The sequence below is a fragment of the Fictibacillus iocasae genome (assembly GCF_042665465.1).
In the GTDB taxonomy this organism is placed as follows: Bacteria; Bacillota; Bacilli; order Bacillales; family Fictibacillaceae; genus Fictibacillus; species Fictibacillus iocasae.
Genome location: NZ_JBHTCP010000050.1, coordinates 116,289 through 139,116, shown reverse-complemented (window position 1 = coordinate 139,116; position 22,828 = coordinate 116,289). Strand labels below are relative to the sequence as shown.

The 22,828-nt window shown below is 44.3% G+C and carries 27 protein-coding genes and 1 pseudogene; 23 read left to right on the top strand and 5 right to left on the bottom strand.

Going from position 1 to position 22,828, the window contains the following annotated elements; all coding sequences use genetic code 11:
- Nucleotides 1-180: 180 nt before the first annotated feature.
- Nucleotides 181-708, top strand: coding sequence for an RNA polymerase sigma factor (locus tag ACFQPF_RS16415; protein ID WP_379750923.1), 528 nt, complete (start codon nucleotides 181-183; stop codon nucleotides 706-708).
- Nucleotides 680-1,579 (top strand): hypothetical protein, encoded by a 900-nt coding sequence (locus ACFQPF_RS16410; RefSeq protein ID WP_379750921.1) that lies wholly within the window; start codon nucleotides 680-682, stop codon nucleotides 1,577-1,579. Before ACFQPF_RS16415 ends, ACFQPF_RS16410 begins: the two co-directional genes overlap by 29 nt.
- A 99-nt stretch (nucleotides 1,580-1,678) precedes the next feature.
- Here the strand turns inward: ACFQPF_RS16410 and ACFQPF_RS16405 are convergent, their stop codons facing one another.
- A complete protein-coding gene (locus ACFQPF_RS16405) occupies nucleotides 1,679-2,248 on the bottom strand; it encodes an MEDS domain-containing protein (RefSeq protein WP_379750919.1) in 570 nt (189 codons plus the stop codon).
- Between the two features lie 223 nt (nucleotides 2,249-2,471).
- On the opposite strand from ACFQPF_RS16405, the gene ACFQPF_RS16400 reads away from it, so the two are divergent.
- Nucleotides 2,472-2,903 carry a GNAT family N-acetyltransferase gene (locus ACFQPF_RS16400; RefSeq protein ID WP_379750917.1) on the top strand — a complete coding sequence of 144 codons (432 nt, stop codon included), beginning with the start codon at nucleotides 2,472-2,474 and terminating at the stop codon, nucleotides 2,901-2,903.
- A gap of 16 nt (nucleotides 2,904-2,919) precedes the next feature.
- Here ACFQPF_RS16400 and ACFQPF_RS16395 read toward each other — a convergent pair whose 3' ends face one another.
- Entirely contained in the window at nucleotides 2,920-3,195 is a 276-nt protein-coding gene (locus ACFQPF_RS16395) for an MGMT family protein (protein WP_379750952.1), read from the bottom strand.
- Between the two features lie 101 nt (nucleotides 3,196-3,296).
- A complete protein-coding gene (locus ACFQPF_RS16390) occupies nucleotides 3,297-3,713 on the bottom strand; it encodes a hypothetical protein (RefSeq protein WP_379750915.1) in 417 nt (138 codons plus the stop codon).
- 126 nt (nucleotides 3,714-3,839) lie between these two features.
- Between ACFQPF_RS16390 and ACFQPF_RS16385 the strand changes: the two genes are divergently transcribed.
- The 11 genes from ACFQPF_RS16385 (at nucleotide 3,840) to ACFQPF_RS16335 (ending at nucleotide 14,348) form a co-directional block, all read left to right on the top strand.
- Complete coding sequence (locus tag ACFQPF_RS16385) at nucleotides 3,840-4,721, top strand: phosphotransferase (RefSeq protein ID WP_379750913.1); 882 nt, start codon at nucleotides 3,840-3,842, stop codon at nucleotides 4,719-4,721.
- A 46-nt stretch (nucleotides 4,722-4,767) separates the two neighbouring features.
- Nucleotides 4,768-5,418 carry a response regulator gene (locus ACFQPF_RS16380; RefSeq protein ID WP_379750950.1) on the top strand — a complete coding sequence of 217 codons (651 nt, stop codon included), beginning with the start codon at nucleotides 4,768-4,770 and terminating at the stop codon, nucleotides 5,416-5,418.
- Between the two features lie 356 nt (nucleotides 5,419-5,774).
- Complete coding sequence (locus ACFQPF_RS16375) at nucleotides 5,775-6,578, top strand: nicotianamine synthase family protein (protein ID WP_379750911.1); 804 nt, start codon at nucleotides 5,775-5,777, stop codon at nucleotides 6,576-6,578.
- A 16-nt stretch (nucleotides 6,579-6,594) separates the two neighbouring features.
- Nucleotides 6,595-7,890: an opine metallophore biosynthesis dehydrogenase gene (locus ACFQPF_RS16370; RefSeq protein ID WP_379750909.1), complete on the top strand. Its 1,296-nt coding sequence runs from the start codon at nucleotides 6,595-6,597 to the stop codon at nucleotides 7,888-7,890.
- On the top strand, nucleotides 7,890-8,756 hold the full coding sequence (locus tag ACFQPF_RS16365; protein WP_379750906.1) for a DMT family transporter: 867 nt from the start codon (nucleotides 7,890-7,892) through the stop codon (nucleotides 8,754-8,756). The genes ACFQPF_RS16370 and ACFQPF_RS16365 overlap by 1 nt, the downstream gene beginning before the upstream one ends.
- A 59-nt stretch (nucleotides 8,757-8,815) precedes the next feature.
- Nucleotides 8,816-10,339 (top strand): nickel ABC transporter substrate-binding protein, encoded by a 1,524-nt coding sequence (nikA, locus tag ACFQPF_RS16360; RefSeq protein WP_379750904.1) that lies wholly within the window; start codon nucleotides 8,816-8,818, stop codon nucleotides 10,337-10,339.
- Nucleotide 10,340: 1 nt separating this feature from the next.
- Complete coding sequence (gene nikB, locus ACFQPF_RS16355; RefSeq protein ID WP_379750902.1) at nucleotides 10,341-11,282, top strand: nickel ABC transporter permease; 942 nt, start codon at nucleotides 10,341-10,343, stop codon at nucleotides 11,280-11,282.
- A gap of 29 nt (nucleotides 11,283-11,311) precedes the next feature.
- Complete coding sequence (nikC, locus tag ACFQPF_RS16350; RefSeq protein WP_379750948.1) at nucleotides 11,312-12,115, top strand: nickel transporter permease; 804 nt, start codon at nucleotides 11,312-11,314, stop codon at nucleotides 12,113-12,115.
- A gap of 1 nt (nucleotide 12,116) precedes the next feature.
- On the top strand, nucleotides 12,117-12,929 hold the full coding sequence (locus ACFQPF_RS16345; RefSeq protein WP_379750900.1) for an ATP-binding cassette domain-containing protein: 813 nt from the start codon (nucleotides 12,117-12,119) through the stop codon (nucleotides 12,927-12,929).
- Nucleotides 12,929-13,654 carry an ABC transporter ATP-binding protein gene (locus ACFQPF_RS16340; RefSeq protein WP_379750898.1) on the top strand — a complete coding sequence of 242 codons (726 nt, stop codon included), beginning with the start codon at nucleotides 12,929-12,931 and terminating at the stop codon, nucleotides 13,652-13,654. The genes ACFQPF_RS16345 and ACFQPF_RS16340 overlap by 1 nt, the downstream gene beginning before the upstream one ends.
- Nucleotides 13,655-13,799: 145 nt before the next feature.
- The gene (locus ACFQPF_RS16335; protein ID WP_379750896.1) at nucleotides 13,800-14,348 is read left to right on the top strand and encodes an NADPH-dependent FMN reductase; all 549 of its coding nucleotides are present in this window, start codon (nucleotides 13,800-13,802) and stop codon (nucleotides 14,346-14,348) included.
- Nucleotides 14,349-14,401: 53 nt separating this feature from the next.
- Here the strand turns inward: ACFQPF_RS16335 and ACFQPF_RS16330 are convergent, their stop codons facing one another.
- Entirely contained in the window at nucleotides 14,402-14,686 is a 285-nt protein-coding gene (locus ACFQPF_RS16330; RefSeq protein ID WP_379750894.1) for a DUF3784 domain-containing protein, read from the bottom strand.
- A 146-nt stretch (nucleotides 14,687-14,832) separates the two neighbouring features.
- Here ACFQPF_RS16330 and ACFQPF_RS16325 point away from each other — a divergent pair, with 146 nt between their 5' ends.
- The 6 genes from ACFQPF_RS16325 (at nucleotide 14,833) to mraY (ending at nucleotide 18,898) form a co-directional block, all read left to right on the top strand.
- A complete protein-coding gene (locus ACFQPF_RS16325) occupies nucleotides 14,833-15,453 on the top strand; it encodes an HAD-IA family hydrolase (RefSeq protein ID WP_379750892.1) in 621 nt (206 codons plus the stop codon).
- 99 nt (nucleotides 15,454-15,552) lie between these two features.
- Entirely contained in the window at nucleotides 15,553-16,488 is a 936-nt protein-coding gene (locus ACFQPF_RS16320; protein ID WP_379750890.1) for a DMT family transporter, read from the top strand.
- Between the two features lie 33 nt (nucleotides 16,489-16,521).
- Entirely contained in the window at nucleotides 16,522-17,028 is a 507-nt protein-coding gene (locus ACFQPF_RS16315; RefSeq protein WP_379750888.1) for an ankyrin repeat domain-containing protein, read from the top strand.
- Nucleotides 17,029-17,058: 30 nt separating this feature from the next.
- On the top strand, nucleotides 17,059-17,355 hold the full coding sequence (locus tag ACFQPF_RS16310) for a DUF2087 domain-containing protein (RefSeq protein WP_379750886.1): 297 nt from the start codon (nucleotides 17,059-17,061) through the stop codon (nucleotides 17,353-17,355).
- On the top strand, nucleotides 17,340-17,798 hold the full coding sequence (locus ACFQPF_RS16305; protein ID WP_379750884.1) for an NUDIX hydrolase: 459 nt from the start codon (nucleotides 17,340-17,342) through the stop codon (nucleotides 17,796-17,798). The genes ACFQPF_RS16310 and ACFQPF_RS16305 overlap by 16 nt, the downstream gene beginning before the upstream one ends.
- A 143-nt stretch (nucleotides 17,799-17,941) precedes the next feature.
- On the top strand, nucleotides 17,942-18,898 hold the full coding sequence (mraY, locus tag ACFQPF_RS16300) for a phospho-N-acetylmuramoyl-pentapeptide-transferase (protein ID WP_379750882.1): 957 nt from the start codon (nucleotides 17,942-17,944) through the stop codon (nucleotides 18,896-18,898).
- 58 nt (nucleotides 18,899-18,956) lie between these two features.
- Here mraY and ACFQPF_RS16295 read toward each other — a convergent pair.
- Nucleotides 18,957-19,761, bottom strand: a pseudogene (locus tag ACFQPF_RS16295) (alpha/beta hydrolase).
- A 71-nt stretch (nucleotides 19,762-19,832) separates the two neighbouring features.
- Between ACFQPF_RS16295 and ACFQPF_RS16290 the strand changes: the two are divergent.
- From ACFQPF_RS16290 to ACFQPF_RS16280, 3 genes are all read left to right on the top strand, one after another.
- The gene (locus tag ACFQPF_RS16290) at nucleotides 19,833-20,060 is read left to right on the top strand and encodes a hypothetical protein (RefSeq protein ID WP_379750880.1); all 228 of its coding nucleotides are present in this window, start codon (nucleotides 19,833-19,835) and stop codon (nucleotides 20,058-20,060) included.
- 102 nt (nucleotides 20,061-20,162) lie between these two features.
- Entirely contained in the window at nucleotides 20,163-21,410 is a 1,248-nt protein-coding gene (locus ACFQPF_RS16285) for a hypothetical protein (protein WP_379750878.1), read from the top strand.
- A 133-nt stretch (nucleotides 21,411-21,543) separates the two neighbouring features.
- Complete coding sequence (locus ACFQPF_RS16280; RefSeq protein WP_379750876.1) at nucleotides 21,544-22,815, top strand: MDR family MFS transporter; 1,272 nt, start codon at nucleotides 21,544-21,546, stop codon at nucleotides 22,813-22,815.
- Nucleotides 22,816-22,828: the final 13 nt, after the last annotated feature.

Below are 22,828 nucleotides of genomic sequence, written 5' to 3'. Positions count from 1 at the left end.
TATGATGCTCTGCGTAAGACTTAACAGGAACCGCCGTATACGGAACCGTACGTACGGTGGTACGAGAGGATGTGGAGGCTAGGCGCCTCCCCCTATCTCAATTTTATGATAAATATTTTTTCCAGTAAACTGTAATTGGAAAGCGGAACATCCGTCTAATGTCAAAAGGAGGGGATTTGAGTGGACGACGGTATCATTGAGGAATGGTTTATGAACTATGAAAAAGACATCACAAGCTACCTCGTATACTATACAGGCACTTCGGATGTGGAAGACTTAGTGCAGGATACATTTGTCATCGCCCTACATAAATTAAAAAGCTTTCAACACAAGTCTCACCCGAAAACATGGCTCCTCACCATTGCCCGTCATCTTGTTATTGCCCGTCATCGAAAGAAAAAAGTGTGGGAAAGAGTGAAGCGTTATTTAACGCCTGACCAAAGTACCAAGAATGAACTGGAAGAACGAAGCATTAAAAATATGGAAAATCTCCAGCTTTATGAAGCGATTCAACGGCTGCCCTCTCGACATCGTGACGTCATCATATTAAGAGGCATTTTAGAGCTTACTCCTATTGAGGCGAGTGATGTTTTAAAGTGTTCAGCAAATAAAGTGAACGTCCAGTTTCATCGTGCATTAAAGAAATTGCAGCTTATTTTGGAAATGGAGGGGTACAATCATGAAAAATCTGCCAACTATTCAGGATGAGCTGAAACAGCTTCCCAAGTATTCACTAACACATGCTCAAAAACAAAGAATACGAATAGAGCTACGGCAAAAGCGTAAACCTTCTATTACTATTTTCAAGCCGTTCGTGACCGGTTCAGCCATCCTTTTAGCTCTATTCTTAATAGTGACATCAGGCGCATTTCAAGAAAGCGAATCCTCTGTCATGAAAAAGCAGGTAGCATTGCAAGCGGTTAAAGGTGAAAGGTTTGCCCTTGAAAAAAGGGATGGATATGCGATAGGAACTCAAAATAAAGCAGCGCTATTGGACACCTTCGGACATTTTGTTGCAAAAGATAAAAGCAGGGTTGCTAAGGTGATGATTTATTTATGGGGTGATTCAAAGGAACTAGCTGGGAAGTCGTATAAAGTGGAAGCGATGAACCAATATGGGGAGAAGCTTCAGCTCGCTGAAGGAGAGCTTGCTGGCGGCCTTTACGGTGAAGACGCCCAGATTATCACATCATTCACACCCATTCCATCTGCAGGCGTCTGGCAGCTGTCTTTTTATGTGGATGGAAACTACCACAGTGCGTTTACGCTAAACGTGCTGCCGCCTTTTCCAAAAACAAAACATTACGTGCTAACGAGCTCACCCAAAGAACTCAAAATAGGAAAAAATGTTGAATTATATATGGAGGGCACCAAAAACAAAAAAGAGATCAAGGTACAGCTCTTGAACGAAAAAGGAAAAGTGGTTGACAGCGAGGTGTTCAAGGGAAAAGGATTATCTGGTATTGATGCGGAAACCTCACAAAAAGAATACGGCTACAGCGGAGGCCTCATAATACCTGACAAAGGAACATGGTCATTGGTCATTGACGGAGAAAAGACACTGCCATTTAATAATTGAAAACTGTTAGTAGAACGATACATGAACAAATGGTTGATCGTCATGACGGTCGGCAAGACGCTGCTGATTAAAAAAAGCACCCTTGGCGCTTGGGTGCTTTCAACTTTCAACTTTACGTATGTACTGGTCGGACGCAATAAATTCATCTTCCAATAAAACATAAGGGTGTGTTTCCATCAATACGGTCTTAAGGTAATCCGGCATTCTTGCAGCTTCGTACGCACAAATTAACGGAAACGACATGTCGTTGACCGCCTCATCAATTACTTTCTCTAAGTCTTCAATAAGGTGTAACGGATCTTCCATCGTGGCCCATTCAACATGTGCCCAAAAGCGGAATGTTTTCTTTTTATTCAAGTATGGCTCAACAGTTTTAATAAAGTAATCCACAATAGCAGGAGGATGATAGCTGCCGCTTGAATAGTAAAAATCAAAATTGTTTATATGATGGATAAATTGCCACTGCTCTTTTGTAATGCGAGTCTTTAGGGCTTCCTGAATGAGGCGGTAAAGACGCTCGTTTTCTATTAAAATGACAGTATCTTCTGCAGCAATCCCTGTTTCAATATATTGGACAGCCTTTGCAACATAATCCTTAAAGCCGTTATATGTATAAACAACATGCACACTTCTATGCTCCTCAAACAATTGATGCATTTTGCTGTTCAAGTGGCCACCTCCTTAGTTCCTAAAAATTTATGTTAATTCTATTTTACTCGAAGTCTCTAAATTAAGCTAAATTTCATAACAATTTGGAAATTGGTAAGTTACTCTATGCTACTTTTAGAAACGATAGTTCATACATCTATACAAGTTCTTCCAAGATGGTAAAATGAAAAGAATGGTTTTTCATTAAGGCATGATGCATTTATTAAATGAACGGAGTGAAACGATGATTCATTTAAGTTATATGAATGAGGTTGAATTTAAGAAGTATTTAGAGTTCATGATTCCCGAATATGCTCGGGACATTGCTATAAACTTTGATTTGACATTGGAGCAGGCAATGGAAGAGTCTGAAATGATGATAAATGATCTTTTCAAGGATGGACGATCCACGGAAGGGCAATATTTATTTCATATTACAGACGCTCTTTCTCAAGAAAAGGTTGGGATGCTCTGGTACAGCATCGTGCCAGAGATCAATCAAGCCTTCTTATACCACATCTTTATTGAAGCCTCCGAAAGAGGGAAAGGGTACGGTACAAAAACGCTTGAAAAGCTTCAAGATACACTCAAAGAAAAAGGTGTGAAATCGATTGGGTTAAGTGTGTTCGGCAGCAATGACGCGGCTTTCCGACTGTACAGAAAACTAGGCTTTTGACACTTGAAATAGTCTCTCAAATCCAGTTGTCAGGATTCTCCTTAGCGGCAGGGGAGTAGACGTGTGAAATCAAATCAACGGTCTTGATGTCTATAAATTGAACCTTTTCATTCTGAAGCAGGAGTTTCTGGGAGGAAAATTTCTCTTCATCCCTAAAGCCGATTTCTCCTTTTGCATTGATGACCCTATGCCAAGGAAGACTGTGCTTCTCACTCATTGCGTGGAGAATTCGAACGACTTGGCGCGCTGCACGGGGGCTGCCAGCTGCAGCGGCAATCTGTCCGTATGTCATTACTTTTCCATGAGGAATTTGTTTTATAACGCTCACAGCATTTTGTGTAAAGGTATTCAATCTGTTCAGCTCCTGTTTTCATGCCTGTTGTTCACACGCGTTTAAGCTATATAATCTAAATAAGTGATGAGTGTTTCAGCATCTTTTATTCTCATATAATCGAGCCGAATCTCTTCTTCGCTTCCGTCATATTTAATAATATAAAGCTTATTTCCTTTTTTACAAACTTCAACTATGTCCTGAAAAGAAATTTTGCGCTGACAAAGCGGGTTAATGGATATGGTAAGGTGATGGCTGCTGATCTTGATATAGTTTGTTTTGTTTAATAAAAGCTGGTTCTTAGCTACTAATACACTCAACAAGATCATAAAAAAAACGGATATGGTAGTCAGATTAATTTTATTATCTATTGTAATCAACAGTACGATGAAACCAACCGAATAACATAAGGACATAACAAGCCATATGATGCCTGCCGCAGTATTTAAAGGTCTTCTCTTATACTTTATTTCTGCCATCGCTATCACCTCATCTTTATAGAAGATACCCTTAAACTGGAAAATTAACAGTATTCGGTGTGCGCAATGGTTTCTGCACATGAAAGATAGGTATGGAAAAAGGAAGAGAGCTGTAGGTGATAACTCATGCAAGGTGTGAAATCATTAATAGAGATGGAGTTTCCAGATGTACATATAAAGTCTATTGAGAAGCTTGGTGAAGGATGGAGAAACGAAGCTTATCTTGTTAACGACGAATTAGTCTTCCGTTTTGCCAAAAATGAAGCAGCCTCTAAAGAGTTAGAAAAAGAAGCTGCTTTGCTGCCTTTGCTTCAAGCAAATCTATCGATTGAAATTCCTCAATTTTCTTATTTTTATAATAAGAAAGACCGTCTGGCCTTTGCCGGTTATAAACTGTTGACGGGCGTTTTATTAGAGGAGGATGGTGTCAGCAAACTAAATCAGCAGGCTCGTAAAGCCATTGCTTCTGATCTAGCTCAGTTTATTACAGGTTTAAGATCCTTTCCAGCACTTAAAGCGATTAAACTTGGCGCTCCATTATTTGAACCGCGTCAGTTTTTCATTCACCTGCTTCAAGATGCACGATTTCATATCTTTCCAGTCATAAACAGCCAGCTTCAATCGTATGTGTTGAGACGTTTTCAAGCTTACTTGGACACGGCAGAACATTTCTTATATGAGCCGTGTGTCGTGCATGCCGATCTATCACCGGATCATTTTATACTTGATCCAACCATGACCTGCCTGTCTGGCATTATTGACTTCGGCGATTTGTGTGTGACAGATCCTGATTACGAATTTATTTATATTCTCGAAGATGGCGGCGAAGAGTTTACCAGGGATGTTCTAAAGCAATGCAATCATGATGCAATCGAACGATGTTTGCAAAAATTATCCTTTTTCGTGACGTTTGATCATATCCGTTATGTGCTAGAGGGGATGAGAAGAGGCGAAGAAGCTTGGATTTTGGAGGGGCTAACAGCGCTTGAAGAAGAGATGAAAACTTGAGCAATGTATAATGGCAGTATATATTTCTATAACAGAGGTAGATAAAATGAAGATAAACGTCATGCTAGTGGATGATCATCATATGGTGCGCAAGGGGCTGCGCTTTTTCTTAAGTACGCAGTCAGAGATCCAAGTAGTGGCAGAGGCTGGGAACGGGAAAGAAGCGCTGGATCTTCTTGAAACCGTTAAGCCCGACATCGTGCTGATGGATTTAACGATGCCAGTGATGGACGGCATTGAAGCGACACGGCAGGTGAAAGCAAGATTCCCAGACATTAAGATTATTATCCTGACAAGCTTTTCCGATCAAGATCATGTGCTTCCTGCTCTTAAAGCCGGGGCGGAAGGGTATCAGTTAAAAGATATTGAACCTGACGAACTCGTCAAATGCATCAAGGCGGTGCATCAGGGTATAAAGCAGCTGCATCCGGACGCGACCACTCAGCTGCTGAGTGAGCTGACCAATGGTGGGGGTAAGGAAAATCCGGAGCAGAAACGGTTTCAAACGTTAACCGCAAGAGAGCGCGATGTGCTGTGTGAAATAACAAGGGGCAAAGGAAATAAAGAGATCGCAGCCGATCTGTACATCACAGAAAAAACGGTGAAAACGCACGTGAGCAGCATCTTAGCTAAACTCGATCTGCATGACAGAACACAGGCTGCCATTTTGGCAACGAAAAATAAATGGTTTGAATGATTATTGATAAAAGGCAGGCACATATGTGCTGGTCTTTTTTTGTTTTTAGGAAATTCGAACTGTGAATGTGTATGAATACTGGCGTGTAAGCACCATAAAATAGCGCTGAATCAGTCTCGAAGGAGCTGCAGCTTGTTAGATGGATTAACCACCCGACCACACGGCGTGTAAAGTAAACGAAAACTACTATAATGACCTTTCCTATCATTCTTTGTACTCATGTTATAAAGCCGATTCATCATTAATGATCTATCATCCTTTCAGACTATCTTTCACTTTTATATTGACGAAAAAAGTGAGATGGTGGTACAGTTTAAATCGTAATTATTACGATTTACATAAAAAAGGAGGATCAGGTGAAAGAACGATTTGAACTCTTATTATCGTTAAAAACACTGGAGTACGAGATTAACGAGCTTCTCAACTTTTCTAGGGAGTGTGAAGAATGCTATGAACTGCTGCAGAATAAATTAGACAGCCTGCATGCATTCATGACATGCGAGAAGAATGTTAACAGTTGGGATAAGTGGGGCTTGGATGAGGTGATCTTGACTTCTTCCGAACGTGTGAGGGAGGCCTCTGTCCGGGCATTGTGCGACATGGAAAAGCACCAGTCAACGAGAACGTGCCATCACCAGCTTTCAGGAAGCGAGTACATCCAGACACTCTCTGAATCTGTGAAAAAGGAACTGGATGATTACGGAATTAATGAATTGTCTAACGTTCTATTTATCGGTTCGGGAGCGTTTCCCATTTCAGCACTCACGATAGCCAGCGAAAAGGGAGCCTCTGTCTGTTGCTTGGATATTGATGCAGAAGCAGTTGCGTTAGGCAGGAAACTAGCAGAATGGACCGGACTAGAGTCCAAGGTGGCGTTTACTGACCAAAAGCCTGAACGCGTCACTTTTACAAAAGGTGCCACCCACATCTTTATCGCATCACTCGTCGAAGACAAGCAAGGGGTTCTAAGAAGCCTGCAGGATACCGTCCATCATCAAGCCAAGATTATCCTGCGCTACGGAAACGGGCTAAAATCCATTTTCAATTATCCAGTCGATCCGCACAGATTAACAGATTGGTCTGTTATCAACACGCATCACGGTGAGGGCATTTATGACACCATCGTGCTGGAGAAGAAAATACATAACGCAACAACATGATTGTAAGGAGGAACACGTGGCAGCAGAAATGAATTTTGGAAACACGCTTATAGCAGGTGCGGGTCCTGCAGCGGTTCAGATCGCCGTTCATCTATCAAAAGGATTCAGCCGGCACATCGCACTGTATAACCGTCAAAGTCAGCATGAAAACATGATGGCCGAAGAACTGAAGGGAAACGGCAATAGACTTGAACTGACTATGCAAGGCGACAATCACCATATACTATCTGGAAGTGTAAGAATACACCAGTTGTATTCAAATCCTGAAAACATCAAGGATCATTATGAAACGCTTTTCCTTTGTACACCGTGTGATCAATATGGTGCTGTATTAACCGCTCTTGACGCCGCACAGCGCCGTGCGTTGAAAACCGTTATCCTCATTTCCCCAAACATCGGAAGCAATGCTCTTGTTGGGCAGCATGTGCCGCACGCCGAAGTGATCAGCTTATCATCGTATTATGGTGCAACGAAATGGAAGAGTGGCGCATCTGTCACATCTGCTTATACAAAAGCATTGAAAAAACGCATTTATGCCGGCAGTTCTCACTCTGACAGCGCGATGCTTCAACAGGTGCAGCAGTTTCTCAAGCGATACGGAGTGACAGTGACGAAGGTGAAAGACCCGGTTACAGCCGAATGCCGGAACATCACCACCTATGTTCATCCGCCTTTGTTCTTGAACGACTTTTCGCTGCAGCAAATCCTGGGCCGGGGAACAGAAAGCAAGAAGTATATGTACAAACTGTATCCAGAAGGGCCGATTACACAGTATGTGATCCGTTCTATGGTCCGCCTTTGGAAAGAGATTTCACAGCTTGTCGAATCGATCGGTGCAGAGCCGATTAATCTCCTTCAGTTTTTAAATGATGATAATTATCCTGTGCCTGAACAGGTGCTGTCTAGACACGATATTGAGAGGTTTACAGAGTTTGCGGAGGATAAGCAGGAGTATTTGCTGTATATTCGTTATTCCTCAATCCTGATTGATCCCTTCTCACAGCCTGATGAGAAGGGCCGGTATTTCGAGTTTTCTGCGGTACCGTACAAAAAGGCTTCACAGCAGGAAAATGGCTTATGGTGTGTGCCGCGCATTCCATATGAAGATGTGCAGAAGCTAAGGATAATTCACCGACTGGGAAAGAAAGCGGGATTGATGATGAAAGAAGCGGAGTCACTGCTGTCTTGCTATGAACAGCATTTTCAGCAATTTGTAAGGCGGCATGGTGGAGGATTCACTCACCCTTGCCCTTTAGAATCTTCAGTGAAAGACGATATAGAGAAAATCTCGCTGCAGAAGGTATTCATCTGATGAAAAACGGTGTGGTGCTAGCTATTCTCTCATCTCTCGTCTTCAGTGTCATGAACGCCCTCGTAAAAGCGGTCAGCTTGAACATACCTGCAGCAGAGTCGGTTTTCTTTCGCAGTGTGATTGGAACTGTGATCATTCTTATTTTAATGAAAAAGAAAAACGTTACATGTTCAACGAAAGGACGGCCGATGCTCGCTGTAAGAGGAATAATGGGTGCGCTGTATCTGCTAGCTTACTTTTACACCATTTCAAAAATACCGCTGGCTGATGCGAGCATTCTCGCCCATTTGTCACCGTTCTTTGCGGTCGTGCTCGCGAGCCTCTTTTTAAAAGAAAAACTGCCTAAAATGATGCATTATGTGCTGCCCTTCTTTCTGATTGGAGCGGTTCTGCTGATTAAACCGCAGCAGTTTCAGTCGTATTCGGTATATGCGTTCGTAGGGGTCGCCAGTGCCTTTTTCGCAGCATGTGCAGCCACGTCGATCCGTTATTTAAGCCGCCGCCATCATGCCTATGAAATTGTCTTTTATTTTCTGGCAACGGCAACAGTTGTGAGTGTACCGTTTATGTGGCATTCGTTTGTCGTTCCATCTCCGCTCGAATTGTTTTACCTCGTGTGCATTGGGGTCGTTTCGCTGCTCGGACAGCTGTTTCTGACGAGTGCGTTCACACACGAAAACATCATTGTGGTTGAGGTGACACGCTATATTGGAATCGTGTTCAATGCGATGTGGGGGTACATGTTTTGGAGCGAGATACCAGATGTTCAAACAGTGGCAGGCGGAACAATCATCATAGCGGCATGCATAGTGTTGTCGAGACGCAAGCCGCTTGAAATGAAGCTGAGACAACTGATTTCGAAATGAGCTTAATATTTTTTTGATATTTAAATCGTAATGATTACTACTTAAAAGGAGAGAAAACAATGAAGAAAAAAGGATTAGGATTGATTCTGACTGCTGCCCTGACACTGTCAGCATGTGCAGGGGGTGAAGGTGAGAGTAAAAAGGAGAGCGGGTCAGGAAATAAAGAGATTACGATTCTATCAAACTTCCCGAGTGAAACACTCGATCCGCATCTGAACTATACGGCAGTTCGAGCTGGAATCAATGAAACGCTCGTTAAAATCAATGAAGATTTGGAGCTTGAGCCTTGGCTTGCGGAAAAGTGGGAAACCACCGATAACGGTCAGACGTGGAATATCCAAATTCGCGACGAAATCTCGTTTCATAACGGCGATAAGCTTGATGCCGAGGCTGTAAAAAAATCGCTTGAGAGAAACATCGAAGTAAGCGAAGCGATGAAAACGGCATTGAAAATTAAAGAGATGAAAGCGAGCGGACAAGAGCTGACGATCATAACAGAAGAGCCGCTTCCGCATTTGCCTTCTGAGCTTGTCCATCCGAACACAGCCATTCTTGACAGCGATGAAAAAGACGCCGGACAGAAGCCTGTCGGTACGGGTCCGTTCGAGCCGGTTTCCTTTGCGGCGGGCAGCAAGCTGGAGCTGAAGCGTTATGCTGACTATTGGGACGGCAAAGCCAAGCTCGATCGAGCGGTATTCACCTTTAACGAAGATGCAAACGCCCGCACACTCGCACTTCAGTCCGGGGACGCGGATATTGTGTACCGTCCAGCGATTGAAAGCATTAATAAATTGAAGGAAGATAACACGATCAAAACGGAGGTTGTGCCAAGCCTGCGCACCCATCTGCTTATGTACAATACACAGAACCCTGAGTTAAACGATCTGAACGTGCGCAAGGCGTTTGACTATTTGATTGACCGAAAAGAAACGGCAGACAGCATTATGGCCGGACAAGCGTCTGTGGCAGAAGGGCCATTCCTTTCAGCGTTTCCGTTCACACCTGAATACGAGAAAAAGGAATACAGTGTAAAAAAAACGTTAACGCATTTTGAAAAAGCGGGCTTTGAAGTGAAAGACGGCAAGGTGCTAAAAGAAGGCAAGCCGTTTTCTTTAAACGTGTTAACATACGCCTATCGTCCCGAGCTGCCGCTGATCGCGCAAATGCTTCAATCAGAGGCTAAGCAGCTTGGAATCACGATTAACATCCAGCAGGTGGAAAATATCGATGAATATATCGCTCAAAAAGGGGACTGGGACCTTGCAACCTACAGCCTGATCACATCGCCACGCGGGGACGCCAGCTATTTCCTTAACTCAGCATACAGGGAAGGCGGAGCGATCAACCCGGGCAAGATAGCCGATGAAAAGCTGGCTAGCACGATCACTGATTTGAATAAAACATTAGTAGAAGATGAAAGAAACAAACTGGCCAAGAAGGCGGTTTCAATAATTGACAGTGAGCGTCTGCATTCGTTTATCGTGCATCCGAATAATTTTGCAGCATACAAAAGCAATGTGGAAAACTGGCGTTTAAGCAAGAGCGAGTATTATATCCTGACGAAAGATGTTGACGTAAAGTAGCATGAAGTACTTCGCTAACCGGCTGTTCGAGCTGCTGCTTTTTCTTCTCCTGCTTTCGTTTGTCAGTTTTCTATTCATGAAGCTCGCGCCAGGCGATCCTGTCCGGTACATGCTGAACATTGATGATGTGGCGGTTTCGGATGAAAGGATAGAAGAACTGAGAGAGGAGCTAGGCTTTAATAAGCCTTTAATCGAACAGTACGGTTTATGGCTGATGCGGTTCTTCCAGTTAGATCTTGGCACGTCGTATATGACACAGCAGCCGGTTTTAGAGGAGCTGGCTGGCAAGCTGCCGGCGACGCTTTTGCTTACCTTTTGTTCCGTTATCGTCATGATCGTTAGTGCCGTTCCAGTCGGTTCTTTCGCCGCCGTCTATCAAAATAAGATGATTGATCGTTTTAGCCGTCTGTTTGCTCTTTTGGGCGCATCTGTTCCAAGCTTTTGGCTCGGTTTGCTGCTTATTCAGCTGTTTTCTGTAAAACTGGGACTGCTGCCTTCCATGGGGGCGGACACCATCATCCACTTGATCCTGCCATCGGTCACGCTTGGCGTGGCGATGGCAGCGGTGTATGTCAGACTGCTGCGGTCAAGTTTGCTCGAAAGTCTCGGACAAGACTTTATTCTTTCGGCGAGGGCCCGTGGTATAAAAGAATGGCGCATTTTTGTGCGTCACGCTTTTCGCCACAGTCTGACACCTGTCATTACAATATTCGGTGTGAGCCTCGGCAGCCTTCTCGGGGGAACGGTGATCATCGAGGTGCTGTTTTCTTATCCAGGAATCGGAAAGCTCGTGATCGATGCGATCGTGCGCCGCGATTATCCGGTCATTCAAGGCTACATTTTGTTTATGGGCCTCTTTGTCGCCATCATCAACATGCTCGTTGACTTGTCATACCGTTATGTCGATCCGGAAATTCGATTGAAGGAGGGGAGAAAAGGTTGAAAAATATTACTTCGACGCAGCAGCGGCACCTGCTTCACTTCTTGCTTATCGCTCTTCTGCTCCTTTTTACAGGTGCTGCGTTTTCTTATTTTACGCCGCACGACCCGCTTCACGTGAACATGAAAGAGCGAATCCTGCCGGCAAACAGTGAGCACTGGCTGGGAACCGACCATTTAGGGCGCGATATTTTTTCAAGAATTGCAGCAGGTGCAAAGACAACGGTCGGAACAGGTATGTTAATTCTGGCTGCAGCTCTCATGATCGGTGTTCCGGCAGGACTGGTGTCCGGCTATATCGGCGGACTGTTTGACCGCATATTCATGCGTGTCGTTGACGCGTTCATGGCGTTTCCCGACTATATTGTCGCGATCATCTTAAGCGGCCTGCTCGGACCAGGCCTCATGAACCTTATATTCGCCATCGTAATGGTAAAATGGGTCGGCTATGCACGCCTGGTGAGGGGTACGGTACTCTCGCTAAAGCAAAAAGACTATGTACTTCTCGCGAGGATCAACGGTCTCAGCTCAGTTCGTATTCTTTGGAAACACATACTGCCTCACGTTGCCGGACATGTGCTCGTATTGGCCACGCTTGATCTTGGCAAGGTGATTCTTATGATAGCGGCGCTTTCGTACATCGGTTTAGGAGCACAGCCGCCTGCGCCCGAGTGGGGAGCGATGCTCAACGATGGCAAAGCGTTTTTCTATCACAGTCCGGAACTGATGATCATCCCGGGACTTTGCATCATGCTAGTTGTTCTCCTGTCCAATGTAGCGGGTGACCGTCTGCGTGACAAATATGATGTGAAAAACGCGAAAGGAGGTTTGCAGTAAGATGCTTAACATCTCAGGGCTGACAATTGAACACAAAAGCACCCCGCTTGTAAAAAATATTACACTTGCTGTTGGAAAAGGGGAATGGCACGCGATTGCCGGAGAAAGCGGAAGCGGCAAAAGCCTCTCATCTCTTGCAATAGGCGGGCTTCTGTCCGAAACGCTGACCGTAACAGGCGGGGCTATTCATTTTCAAGGCGTGAATTTGCTGAGTGTATCGAAAAGCAGTCTTCGCAAAATAAGGGGCAAAGAAATTTCCTATATTTTTCAAGACTATCAAGGATCCTTCACACCATTTCTAACCATCGGCACACAGTTCGATGAAATGCTGCGTGAGCATACGGTGTTATTGAAAAAGGAGCGGTATTCATTGGCTGTTGCGGCACTTGAAGAGGTTGGACTTAGCGGGCAGGAAGTCTTTCACCGCTATTCGTTCCAGCTGAGCGGCGGACAGGTGCAGCGGGCAGCGATTGCTCTTGGCATGATTTTAAAGCCGAAACTCATCATTGCAGATGAGCCGACAACGGCACTTGACAGTGTAACAGCTGCGTCCATACTAACTCTGTTAAAGCAGCAGCAGAAAAAAACGAACTGCAGCGTCATGTTCATCACCCATGATTTGCGTCTTGTGAAAAAATACAGTAACTTTGTCACGATCATGCAAAACGGGGAAGTCGTCGAGCAAGGAAAACCAGGAGATGTGCTCACCCGCCCTAAGCATGATTATACAAAGCATCTTATTTCTGCCATTCCTCCTCTTATTCCTAACCCGCCGAGACGGCTAACTGTCGAACATGCTGCGGAGGTAAGGTAATGAGTGTGCTTTCTGTGAAAAATGTAACTAAAACGTATAACAGAAGCGGAAAACCTGCGTTGTCACATGTTTCCCTCACCGTGCAAAAAGGTGAATGCGTCGGCATCGTTGGAGAGAGCGGGAGCGGGAAGAGCACGCTCGCCAAATGTGTGCTCGGTTTATATGACACGGACCTCGGCATGATTGACCGTCCGAAAAAGCTGCAGGCGGTTTTTCAAAACCCTTCCTCTTCATTAAATCCAAAACTACGAATCATGGACTCAGTGCTCGAGGCGCTCGAGGGACAGCATCACATGAATCCGTCCTATCTCGCTAAAACCGGGAATGACCGTCGGAACATCGGTGAATATTTGCTGGACCTCGTTCAATTGCCTGGCGAGCTGCTCGACCGTTATCCGCATCAGCTAAGCGGAGGACAGAAACAGCGGATCAGCATCGCCAGGGCGATAAGCATCGAGCCTGACCTGATTGTCCTGGATGAGCCAACGGCGAGCCTGGATGTTTCGGTTCAGGCAAACGTTCTAAACTTATTTAAAGATTTGCAGGACGAATTTAGCTTGTCCTATTTGTTTATCTCCCACGACCTGGCAGCGGTGAATTTCATGAGCCAACAGATCGGCGTGATGAAAGACGGCGAGCTATTGGAAGTGTTTCCGCAAAAGAAACTGTTTTCAGAAGAACGTCATCATTACACGAAAGAGCTGCTGCACGTATTTCGTTCGTAGCACTCTCAGCCTTTAGACCGAGAAAGTCCTGTACTAAAGCAGGACTTTTTTGTCTGTTTAAATCGTTCATTGTCATGAGGATGACAGAGAGCAGACAGGATATGATAGTAGTAGAATTCAACAAGATGAAACGAGGTTAGAAGATATGAAGATTATGGTGATTGCAGGAAGTCCGACAGCAATATCAAGAACAAGAGGTGTCGCACAATTCGCGGCAGAAGCCTTACGAAAACTTGATGTAGAGGTGCTTTACTTCGACGTCGGCATCGACCAATTGCCGTTGTTTACAGGCGATGCATCCGAAGCGAATGATGAAACCGTGAAAAAATTATTATCGTATGCAGAAGCGGCGGACGGCTTTTTCGTGACAACGCCGGAATATCACAGCGGAATGAGCGGGGCGTTAAAGAACGCACTTGATTTTCTTGGGAGCAAGTATTTTAAAAACAAACCATCTGCTATGGCAGTCGCAGCAGGAGGCGGAAAAGGCGGCATGAACGCGATGAATAATCTGCGCACCGTCTTGCGCGGATTGTACAGCCTTGTGCTGGCCGATCAGTATATCGCGGACCCGGTCATGTTCGACGAAGGAAAAGAGCTGACTGACGAGCTGGCAAAAACGCGCGTGAACGAACTCACGAACCAGCTCGTTGAAATGGCCGCACTGCTGAATCAAAATAAAGTGAAAAACTAGAAATAACCGGGGTCCGGTACGTTAGTACCGGACCCCGGTTATTTCTTACATGACTACTTCATTAGTTTCCTGCGAATGTAGACGTATACTATGAGTAAAAGAAGCAGAATAACATAAGGCAGCACACGGGTTTCCTGTGGAATTTCAATCAGCCCAGCAGTCATCAGCAATAGGCCGAGCGGCAGGAAGAATCCAGCTCCAGCCGCTGTTCCAAGCGCTTCTTTATTCTTGATATTTCGCTCATTGAACCCAGCGAGAAGCCACGTTTGTTTTCTTACCCCTACCATATAAGATACCAGAAGCATAACCGCTCCAATCGCCATCAATTCTACCTGCATGACGCCCCCTCCTTTTAGCACCAGTATATCATTTTTAATATGTATTTTCCAAAATATTGTAATATAATCAGTTTATTAAGAAAAGTGGTACGTTTTTCCTTGAGACCGGGTAATGTCTATAAAAAGATAAAAAAAGGAGACGGAACATGCGGGAATATATTATTTTTGATTTCGACGGAACACTCGTGGATTCGAAGGAAGCGGTTATTGCCGCTTATAATCAGATTGCAGGAAAGCACGGATTTCTTCCAATGGAACACGACCGACTGGACGAGCTCATGAAAATGTCGGTACTGGAACGATGCAAAGCCCTTAAGTTTCCCATCTATAAACTTCCAATCTACGCCCCGCAGCTTTTTAAACACTATCATCAGGGAATTAAGGACATCATATTCTTTCCAAGAATTAAAGAAACGCTGGAAGAGCTTAAGAACCGCGGGTACAAGCTGGCGGTTATTTCGTCCAACAACGAGCAGAATATCCGCGAGTTTCTTGAGATGCACGAAGTCGACTACATTGATGAGGTGTTCTGTTCAAGCTCCTTGTTTGGCAAAGATAAGGTGATCAACAAGTTTCTGAAAAGCTTCAGCCTGAAGCCGGATGAAGTGTTGTATGTCGGTGATGAAGTGCGGGATGTGGTGGCATGCAAGAAAACAGGTGTGAAGGTGATCTGGGCAGGCTGGGGCTATGAATCTCTTGAGCATGTCAAAAAAGAGTCACCCGATTATATGGCCAGTGAGCCGGAAGATATACTAAGCATCGTTTAAGGAAGAGGTTGTATCTAACGCCAAGACTTACGTATCAGCCAAGTTTTCTATACGCTGATAAGTAACGTTATTCTAATCAACATGAGGACGTGTACAGAAATGAAAAATGTAAAAACGTATGTCATATTGGTCGCTGTCATGATCGTGTGGGGTGTGAACGTGCCGGCGACAAAAGTGCTTGTAACGCATTTTCCGCCCGTAACGATGACATCACTGCGCGTGTTTACCGCGGGGCTGGCTGTTTTTCTGCTCATGGCATTAACGAAGAATTTAAGACTTCCCACAAGAAAAGAAGCTGGATACGTATTTATCGCTTCGATATTTAATGTGCTCGCCCATCATTATTTTTTATCGATAGGATTAAAAGGAACGAGCGGGACAAACGGCGGATTGATTTTAGGTACCGGACCCCTATGGACTACGGCGCTTGCCGTACTGTTTCTCGGAACAAGGTTCACGGTGCTAAAGGGGCTAGGGCTGCTGCTCGGCTTTACTGGTGTGTCGCTCATCGTGCTGAAGGGCTCCGCAGTTTCAGGTATAGCGCATGGTGATTTGTTTGTATTTCTGTCAGTTCTCGTTCAGGCCGTCAGTTTCATTATGATTAAAAAGCTCACTGCCACGATGGATGCACGCTGTATTACTTCATACATGATGTTAATCGGGTCTACGATGCTGTTTTTCATCGGAATCGTTCAAGAGCCAGGCGGACTAGAGGGTATGACACACGGAACAGCAAGCCTTTGGGCAGTCTTTTTTTCTTCTGCTATCATTGCGACGGCAATGGGGCATATGCTCTACAACCAGGCAATGGGTGTGATCGGTGCGGCAGAAGCGTCCATATTCATCAACTTGAATCCGTTTTTTGCGCTATTAAGTTCTGTTTTACTTCTTGATGAGACAATCTCAGTTCTGCAGATTCTCGGTTTCCTGTTCATCCTTGCGGGTGTCATTTTTGGATCAGGTGCGGCTGAAGAGATGATTGCGCGCCGTCAAATTTACCGTAAAAAAGGAGAACAAGGTGTTTTTCTCGAATAACCTACCTGACCATATGAACAGGAGGCATTATAGATGCAAACAGCCTATTTTCAAGCAGTAGAGAACGGAAATATAGAGGAAGTGCAAAGTCATTTATCAAACGACCAGATGCTGGCAAACGCTGAAAATGAGCACGGTTTAACGGCACTTGGCCTCGCGTCGCATTACGGCCACATCGAGATGGTACGTCAGCTGCTCGCTGCTGGCGCAGAAATTAACGCCATGTCCCATTCTCTATTACCATTCATACCGAGCAATACTGCTCTTCATGCGGCAATTTCAGGCAGGCAGCCGGCAGAGCTCATTTCATTGCTCATTGAGCACGGAGCGGATGTTAACGCAATCGATAGTGAAGGACACAAACCGATACAGACAGCAGCGTTTGAAGGAAACGTGGAGATCGCAAAGCGTTTGCTTGAAAACGGAGCTGATCCCGCAACTGACGGCGGCCAAGGAAGCGCGGTGGCTATCGCGGACAAGCGTGGAAACGAAGACTTCGCTTCATTACTTAGAGCCAGTGTGAATGCAATAAACCGCTGAATATATGCCATTTGCAAGGTGGGAAATAGAATGGAAGATTTGGCCTTTCAAGATTCAATTTTCCGGAATTTTACGAAACCGGACGGACGGCTAAAAAGCATGCCGAGCCAGAAAAAGAAAAAGCTTGTCGTACTCGAATATTTAATACAAAAGCTTGACCCAGCAAAAGCGTACAACGAAAAAGACGTGAACGAATTCATTAAACAGTTTCACGAGGACTTTTGCACGATTAGAAGAGAGTTCGTCATTAACGGCTTCGTGACACGTGAGAACAGCGTGTATACCGTGAATGAAAAGGAAAAGTGGAACAAATGGCAGGATTTGTGACCAAACAGCCGTTTAAGAGGGTGGACGTCGCTTATACGGTGCTGTTTGATGAACCGCAAGAAAAGATTCTCATGGTAAAAAACATTGGAGACAAGGGGTCCTACTTTACGCTGCCAGGTGGAAAAGTGGAAGAAGGCGAGACCCTGCAGGAAGGGGCAATTCGTGAAGTTTTGGAAGAAACGGGATTATCCGTTAAAATCGGCGGTCTTCTGGGCGTATGTGAAGCGCTTTTTGAGGACAGCGGGCATCAAGCTGTATTCTTCACATTCTCCGGGAGAATTACGGGCGGTGACATTACCCTCTCCATGCCGGAGGAAATTGAACAAATTGTGTGGATGGATATAGATGAGGCAAAAGGATACATACTTGGTCTAGAAGATCACAATATCAAATTAATAGATCAACATAGCATCCCTTATGTTTTTAAAGGAGTTATGGGTTAAAGAAAGGCAGCAGCTGTGACTTCATTTTCGATCACAGCTGCATTTTTTTATGTGAAGTCATATTTCAATGGAAACGAAAGGATATGGATGCATGCTGCTTGAATCTTAAAAGAGATTAGCTAAAAATGAAGGGAGGTTCTTTTATGTTCTCTCAGCTAACGCCTGCATTTGTCACCTTCGTATTAACCGTCGCACTAGCACCTTTACTCATTTTCATTTTAAATAAACTAAAATGGACCCAGCCGATTCGTGCTGAGCTTCCGGCCGATCATCAGGAGAAAAAAGGAACGCCGTTAATGCTGGGCAGTGTTTTCCTTGTTGGAGTCGGAGTGGCGTTTTATTATAATCAGAGTCCAATCATGCTTTTTTTAATCCTTACTTTTTTGTTATTCAGCTTTATCGGTTTTCTAGATGATCATTGGAAAGCATCAAAACAGGATCCTGGAGGTGTTTCGGGTAAAACGAAACTGTATTTTCAGTTCGCGTTCACGATATTGCTTTTGTTCGCTTCATTTAATCTATTTGAATTGCAGTCTAGCATTACTCTAACAAAATCATTGCACATTGTTTTGCCATATGGCTTGTACTTTGTCGTTATCACTTTGTTTATCGTTGGAACGGCGAACGCGATTAATTTTACGGATGGAATGGACGGGCTGTTAGGCATGGTGGCCATCCCTACTTATTTCTTTTTCTTTGTAATCAGCGAATATACGGAGGTCAAAATATTTTGTTTGGTCATGATCGCGGCTATATTAGGGTTCTTAATCTACAATTTATATCCAGCCAAAGCGTTTATGGGTGACACCGGGTCACTTGCCATAGGGGGTACGCTGTCCTTTTTGGCCGTTATTGAAAAGGTAGAGATTCTCATTCCAATTCTTTTTATTATATATCTTGCAGAACAGCTATCCGTTATATTGCAGGTTGCCTATTTTAAAAGAACAAAGAAAAGGTTATTCCGGTTTACACCCATCCATTATCATTATGGAATTAAATATGGCTGGTCCGAGAATATGATTGTCACGATGTTTTCTCTTGTCTCGTGGGCAGCGTGCGCTATTTGTTTACTTTATTATCAAATGTTTTTGCAGAGTTAAGTGAAAAGCCTGTTGCATCCAGGCTTTTCATCTTTTTTATACAGATCCAGAAGCTTACTCATTGATAACACTCTTCGTCCTCTGTTTCCTGCTTCATCAAATAGTCTATAATTTGTGGAAACCTTTTCCTCCATGCCTCTTCTTGATGCTCAGCGCCTTTTACAATCTCAAAATGGCACTCTTTCACTTTTTCTTGAAGCCGCTCGTCAATGGCTTTGCTAGAGTTGATATAGTCTTGGCTGCTGATGTCAGAAGAGCTTTCCTTTGTCCCGACGTCATGGTAAAACCTATCGACGGCTGTCAAATCGCTTGACTGTATATACGACGCAAGCTGTTCCTGGCTGAACCAGTAGGCTGAGTGAGGAGATGGAAGCCGCCCGCTTATATATGTGCGGGTATTTGCACACCGCGTAGGTTGTGATCAGTCCCCCCATCGAACTTCCTGCCATCATTGTTTCACCAGTCAGGGTACGGTACTTTTGATCAATCATCGGCTTCAGTTCGTGTGTTATATAGTCAATGTAGGCCTCACCTTCGCCGCCAAATGACTTCTCCTCTCCAACAAGAAGCTGACCGATGGCCGAATTCTCCCAGGGACCATATTCATCCAGCCGCTCGTAACCTTCTGAGCTGCAGTCAAGACCCACGACGATGAGATCTATTCCTGCTTTGTCCAGGTAATTGGATATTCCCCACGAAACTCCGTAGCTTGCGTCTTTGTCTTTAAACAAATTCTGGCCGTCATGCATATAAAGAACAGGGTAGGCCTTATCTTTTGTGACTGGATAGGAAGAAGGCAAATACACGCGTACCGATCTTGTTCTATTAAAAGGTGTTATATGAACAGTGAATTGTTCTATCATGTGATTTCACTCCTTAATCATCTTCTAAACTTTAGGTATAATCTGGTAAAATGAACATATTGAGGTGGGAAATGATGAGCATTGATAAAAGAGGAAAGCTGGATGAAGCGTTCTTTTCTTATAGTGTATCGAAAAGCGGCACCGTTTTTCTAGAGTGGTATGGAAAACAGGTGAAAATTTTAAAAGGGAAAGAAGCAAAGAAATTTATTCAAAGAATGCAGCAGGCAGCAGACGAGAAAGAGCGCCAGTTGATTATGGCTAAAGCAACGGGCAACTTTAAAAGGGGCAATGAACGATAATCTCAATAGAACGATAGGGGTCCGGTACACTGTCCTGTTTATCCGCAGAAACAGCATCGTTGTTGAATAAAGTACCGGACCCCATTTCATAGGAGGACTCTTATGCATCCCCTTATAGAAGAGTTAATAGAAAAAGCAAGGATCACCGCACAGCTGAATCATCATCACTTGTATTTATGGGAATTGTACCGTGAGAAAGATGCGCTCTATCAAACTCGTTATCTATTATCGATGGAGTGGTTTCCGGTTGGAAAAAAGAAACGGATGAAAGATGGGAGTAACCCGCCAGGAACTGTGTCAATCACAATGGACATGCATTCCAAACGATTGAAGAGCATCATTTTTGTACACGGAAAAGGCTCGAATATAAAAGTAAATCATGTGGAAGAGTGGATATCATCCGTCACAGGCATACTTCCAAGCCAATATAAATGTACCCGCCAAAATGAAGGAGATTATGAACTTCAGGCTTGCGTGAGAAAAATTCCTGTTCATCCTGGCGGTTATATCAACATACAAACAGATGATCATGGAAACCTAACGATGTTTTCACAGTCAGGCTATTTTCCAAATGACGATGAAGCCGCAGCAGAAGAGTTTAGGCTAACAGTGGAAGATGTATGGGATTCCTATTACAGTCAGCTGAAATTTCATGAAGTTCCTTCAAAAAAAGAAAACCGCTATATATCTTTATTTAGTATAGAAGAGGTGTTCGTCGTCAATGATGATCAATCGCTGATTACTTATGAAATAACAGGGCATGAGGAAATGACGGTGGTCGTAGATCAAGGCTTGAACTGGGAAGAGGTGGAAAAGGGAAAGAAGGCTAAATTAAAACCGCTGGATTGGAACCATGAGAAGGTTACGATGCTGGATGTTCTTGAAAACCAGCCGCATCCTGATCTCATCCCATTGACTGAACGAGAGATTGAAAATGCAAAACGTGCAGTCCTGTCTTTTATGCAGAACCAATACCCAAAAGAGTCTGGAATTTGGTATCTTCTGCATCTCAAACGAGATGGCGGCTATATGAACGCTTTGTTAAAAATGGCTGGTGACAAGAGTGTTTTTGCAAAATGGAAGAGGCTGTTCCTAGACAGCGAAGGACATCATGTCATCAATGCAATGGATAATGATTGGTTAATAGATGCGGTAAAGGAGCTTGAGCCAGTCGGACAACCTGCTCTCAACAAAGATGAAGCGTTCAGCAGGCTTACGCCGTATCTGCAAATACAGCCCTTCTATGTGTATCATAACAGTCAAAAAAGATTTGTTCTGTCCGGCAAACTGGATTGTGCCTATGCTGTAGACGCGGTCACCGGTGAGCTGTTGGAGCTAAATAAGATATAGGAGAAAGTATGCTGCCCTCCGCCGAAAGTCGTAGTTTTCATCCGACCAACTCCTTACAAGAAAAACCATCCGAACTGCCGAAGAAATAGTCGAAGCCATCACATACAATAGAGTCAGAGAAGGAGGGCGTCCGATGCGATTCAAAGATTTTCACCGCACCATACAAATTCGATTAGCGGAAAACTTTATTAGCACGACCGTGAGTACAATGGTGTTTCCGTTTATGGCGATCTACTTTGCGGGTCATTTCGGAGCAAAAATAACAGGTATCATCATGATCGTAAACATTGTCATTGGAATGATTGCAGGTCTATATGGCGGCTATTTTGCCGATAAGATCGGACGGAAAAAGATGATTCAGCTCTCGGGCGCTTTGAGAATTGGAGCGTATGCCCTTATGGCTGCGGCTAACTCGCCTTGGCTTGAGTCTCCTGTCGTCACGTTCCTTATGATGACGGTAAACAGTGTATGCTGGGGAATTGGCGGGCCGGCGTCACGTGCGATGCTCATTGATTTGAGCACACCCGAAAACCGAAAGTACGTGTATGCCATATCGTATTGGCTGACGAACTTGTCGATCACGGCAGGATCCATCGCCGGAGCGTTCTTGATCAAGTCCCATCGCTTTGAGCTATTCGCAGCTCTTGCTGTGTCAGCGGTCATCTCTTGGCTGCTCGTACACTATTATATTGATGAAACGTATGTGCCAAAAAAGTCCAGTACAAAAGAGAAACCCCAAGTGCTTCGAGAAATGGCCTTCAACTATTCTATCGTATTAAAAGACAGAATGTTTGTGAAATATATGGTGGCCGTTATCTTAATCATGTCACTTGAAGTCCAGCTTACGAACTATGTCGGCATCCGGCTTGAAAAAGAAATGGAAGTCCACACCTTAACACTGTTTTCAACGGTATTGAACATAGACGGTGTCCGAATGATGGGATTTCTGCAGACTGAGAACACCATCCTTGTTGTAACAGCAACAGCACTGGTTGCTGTACTGTTTAAAAAGTTTAAAGAATACAACATTCTAATGGTTGGTCTAGTCATTTATACGATCGGCTACAGCATAATCGGGTTCAGCAACTCGCCGCTGCTGCTCGTTTTCGCGATGCTTCTGGCAACATTAGGCGAAATTACATATGCACCTGTTTCGGAATCTAAGCTCGCTGAAATTGCGGATGATGAACACCGCAGTGCGTATATGGCGGTGAGCGGTATGAAATGGAACATGGGTATGGTGATCGCGAGTATTTGTGTGTCGATAGGGTCGCTGTTTCCAGGATGGGCGATGAGCCTGCTGTTCTTTACGATGGGAATGTGCAGCATTTACTTAATGCATACTGTTTTCCAAAGACAAACGAAACAAACCGATTCGCTGCTGCAAGCGGCTGTTAACCGGTAAGGAGTGAGAGGCA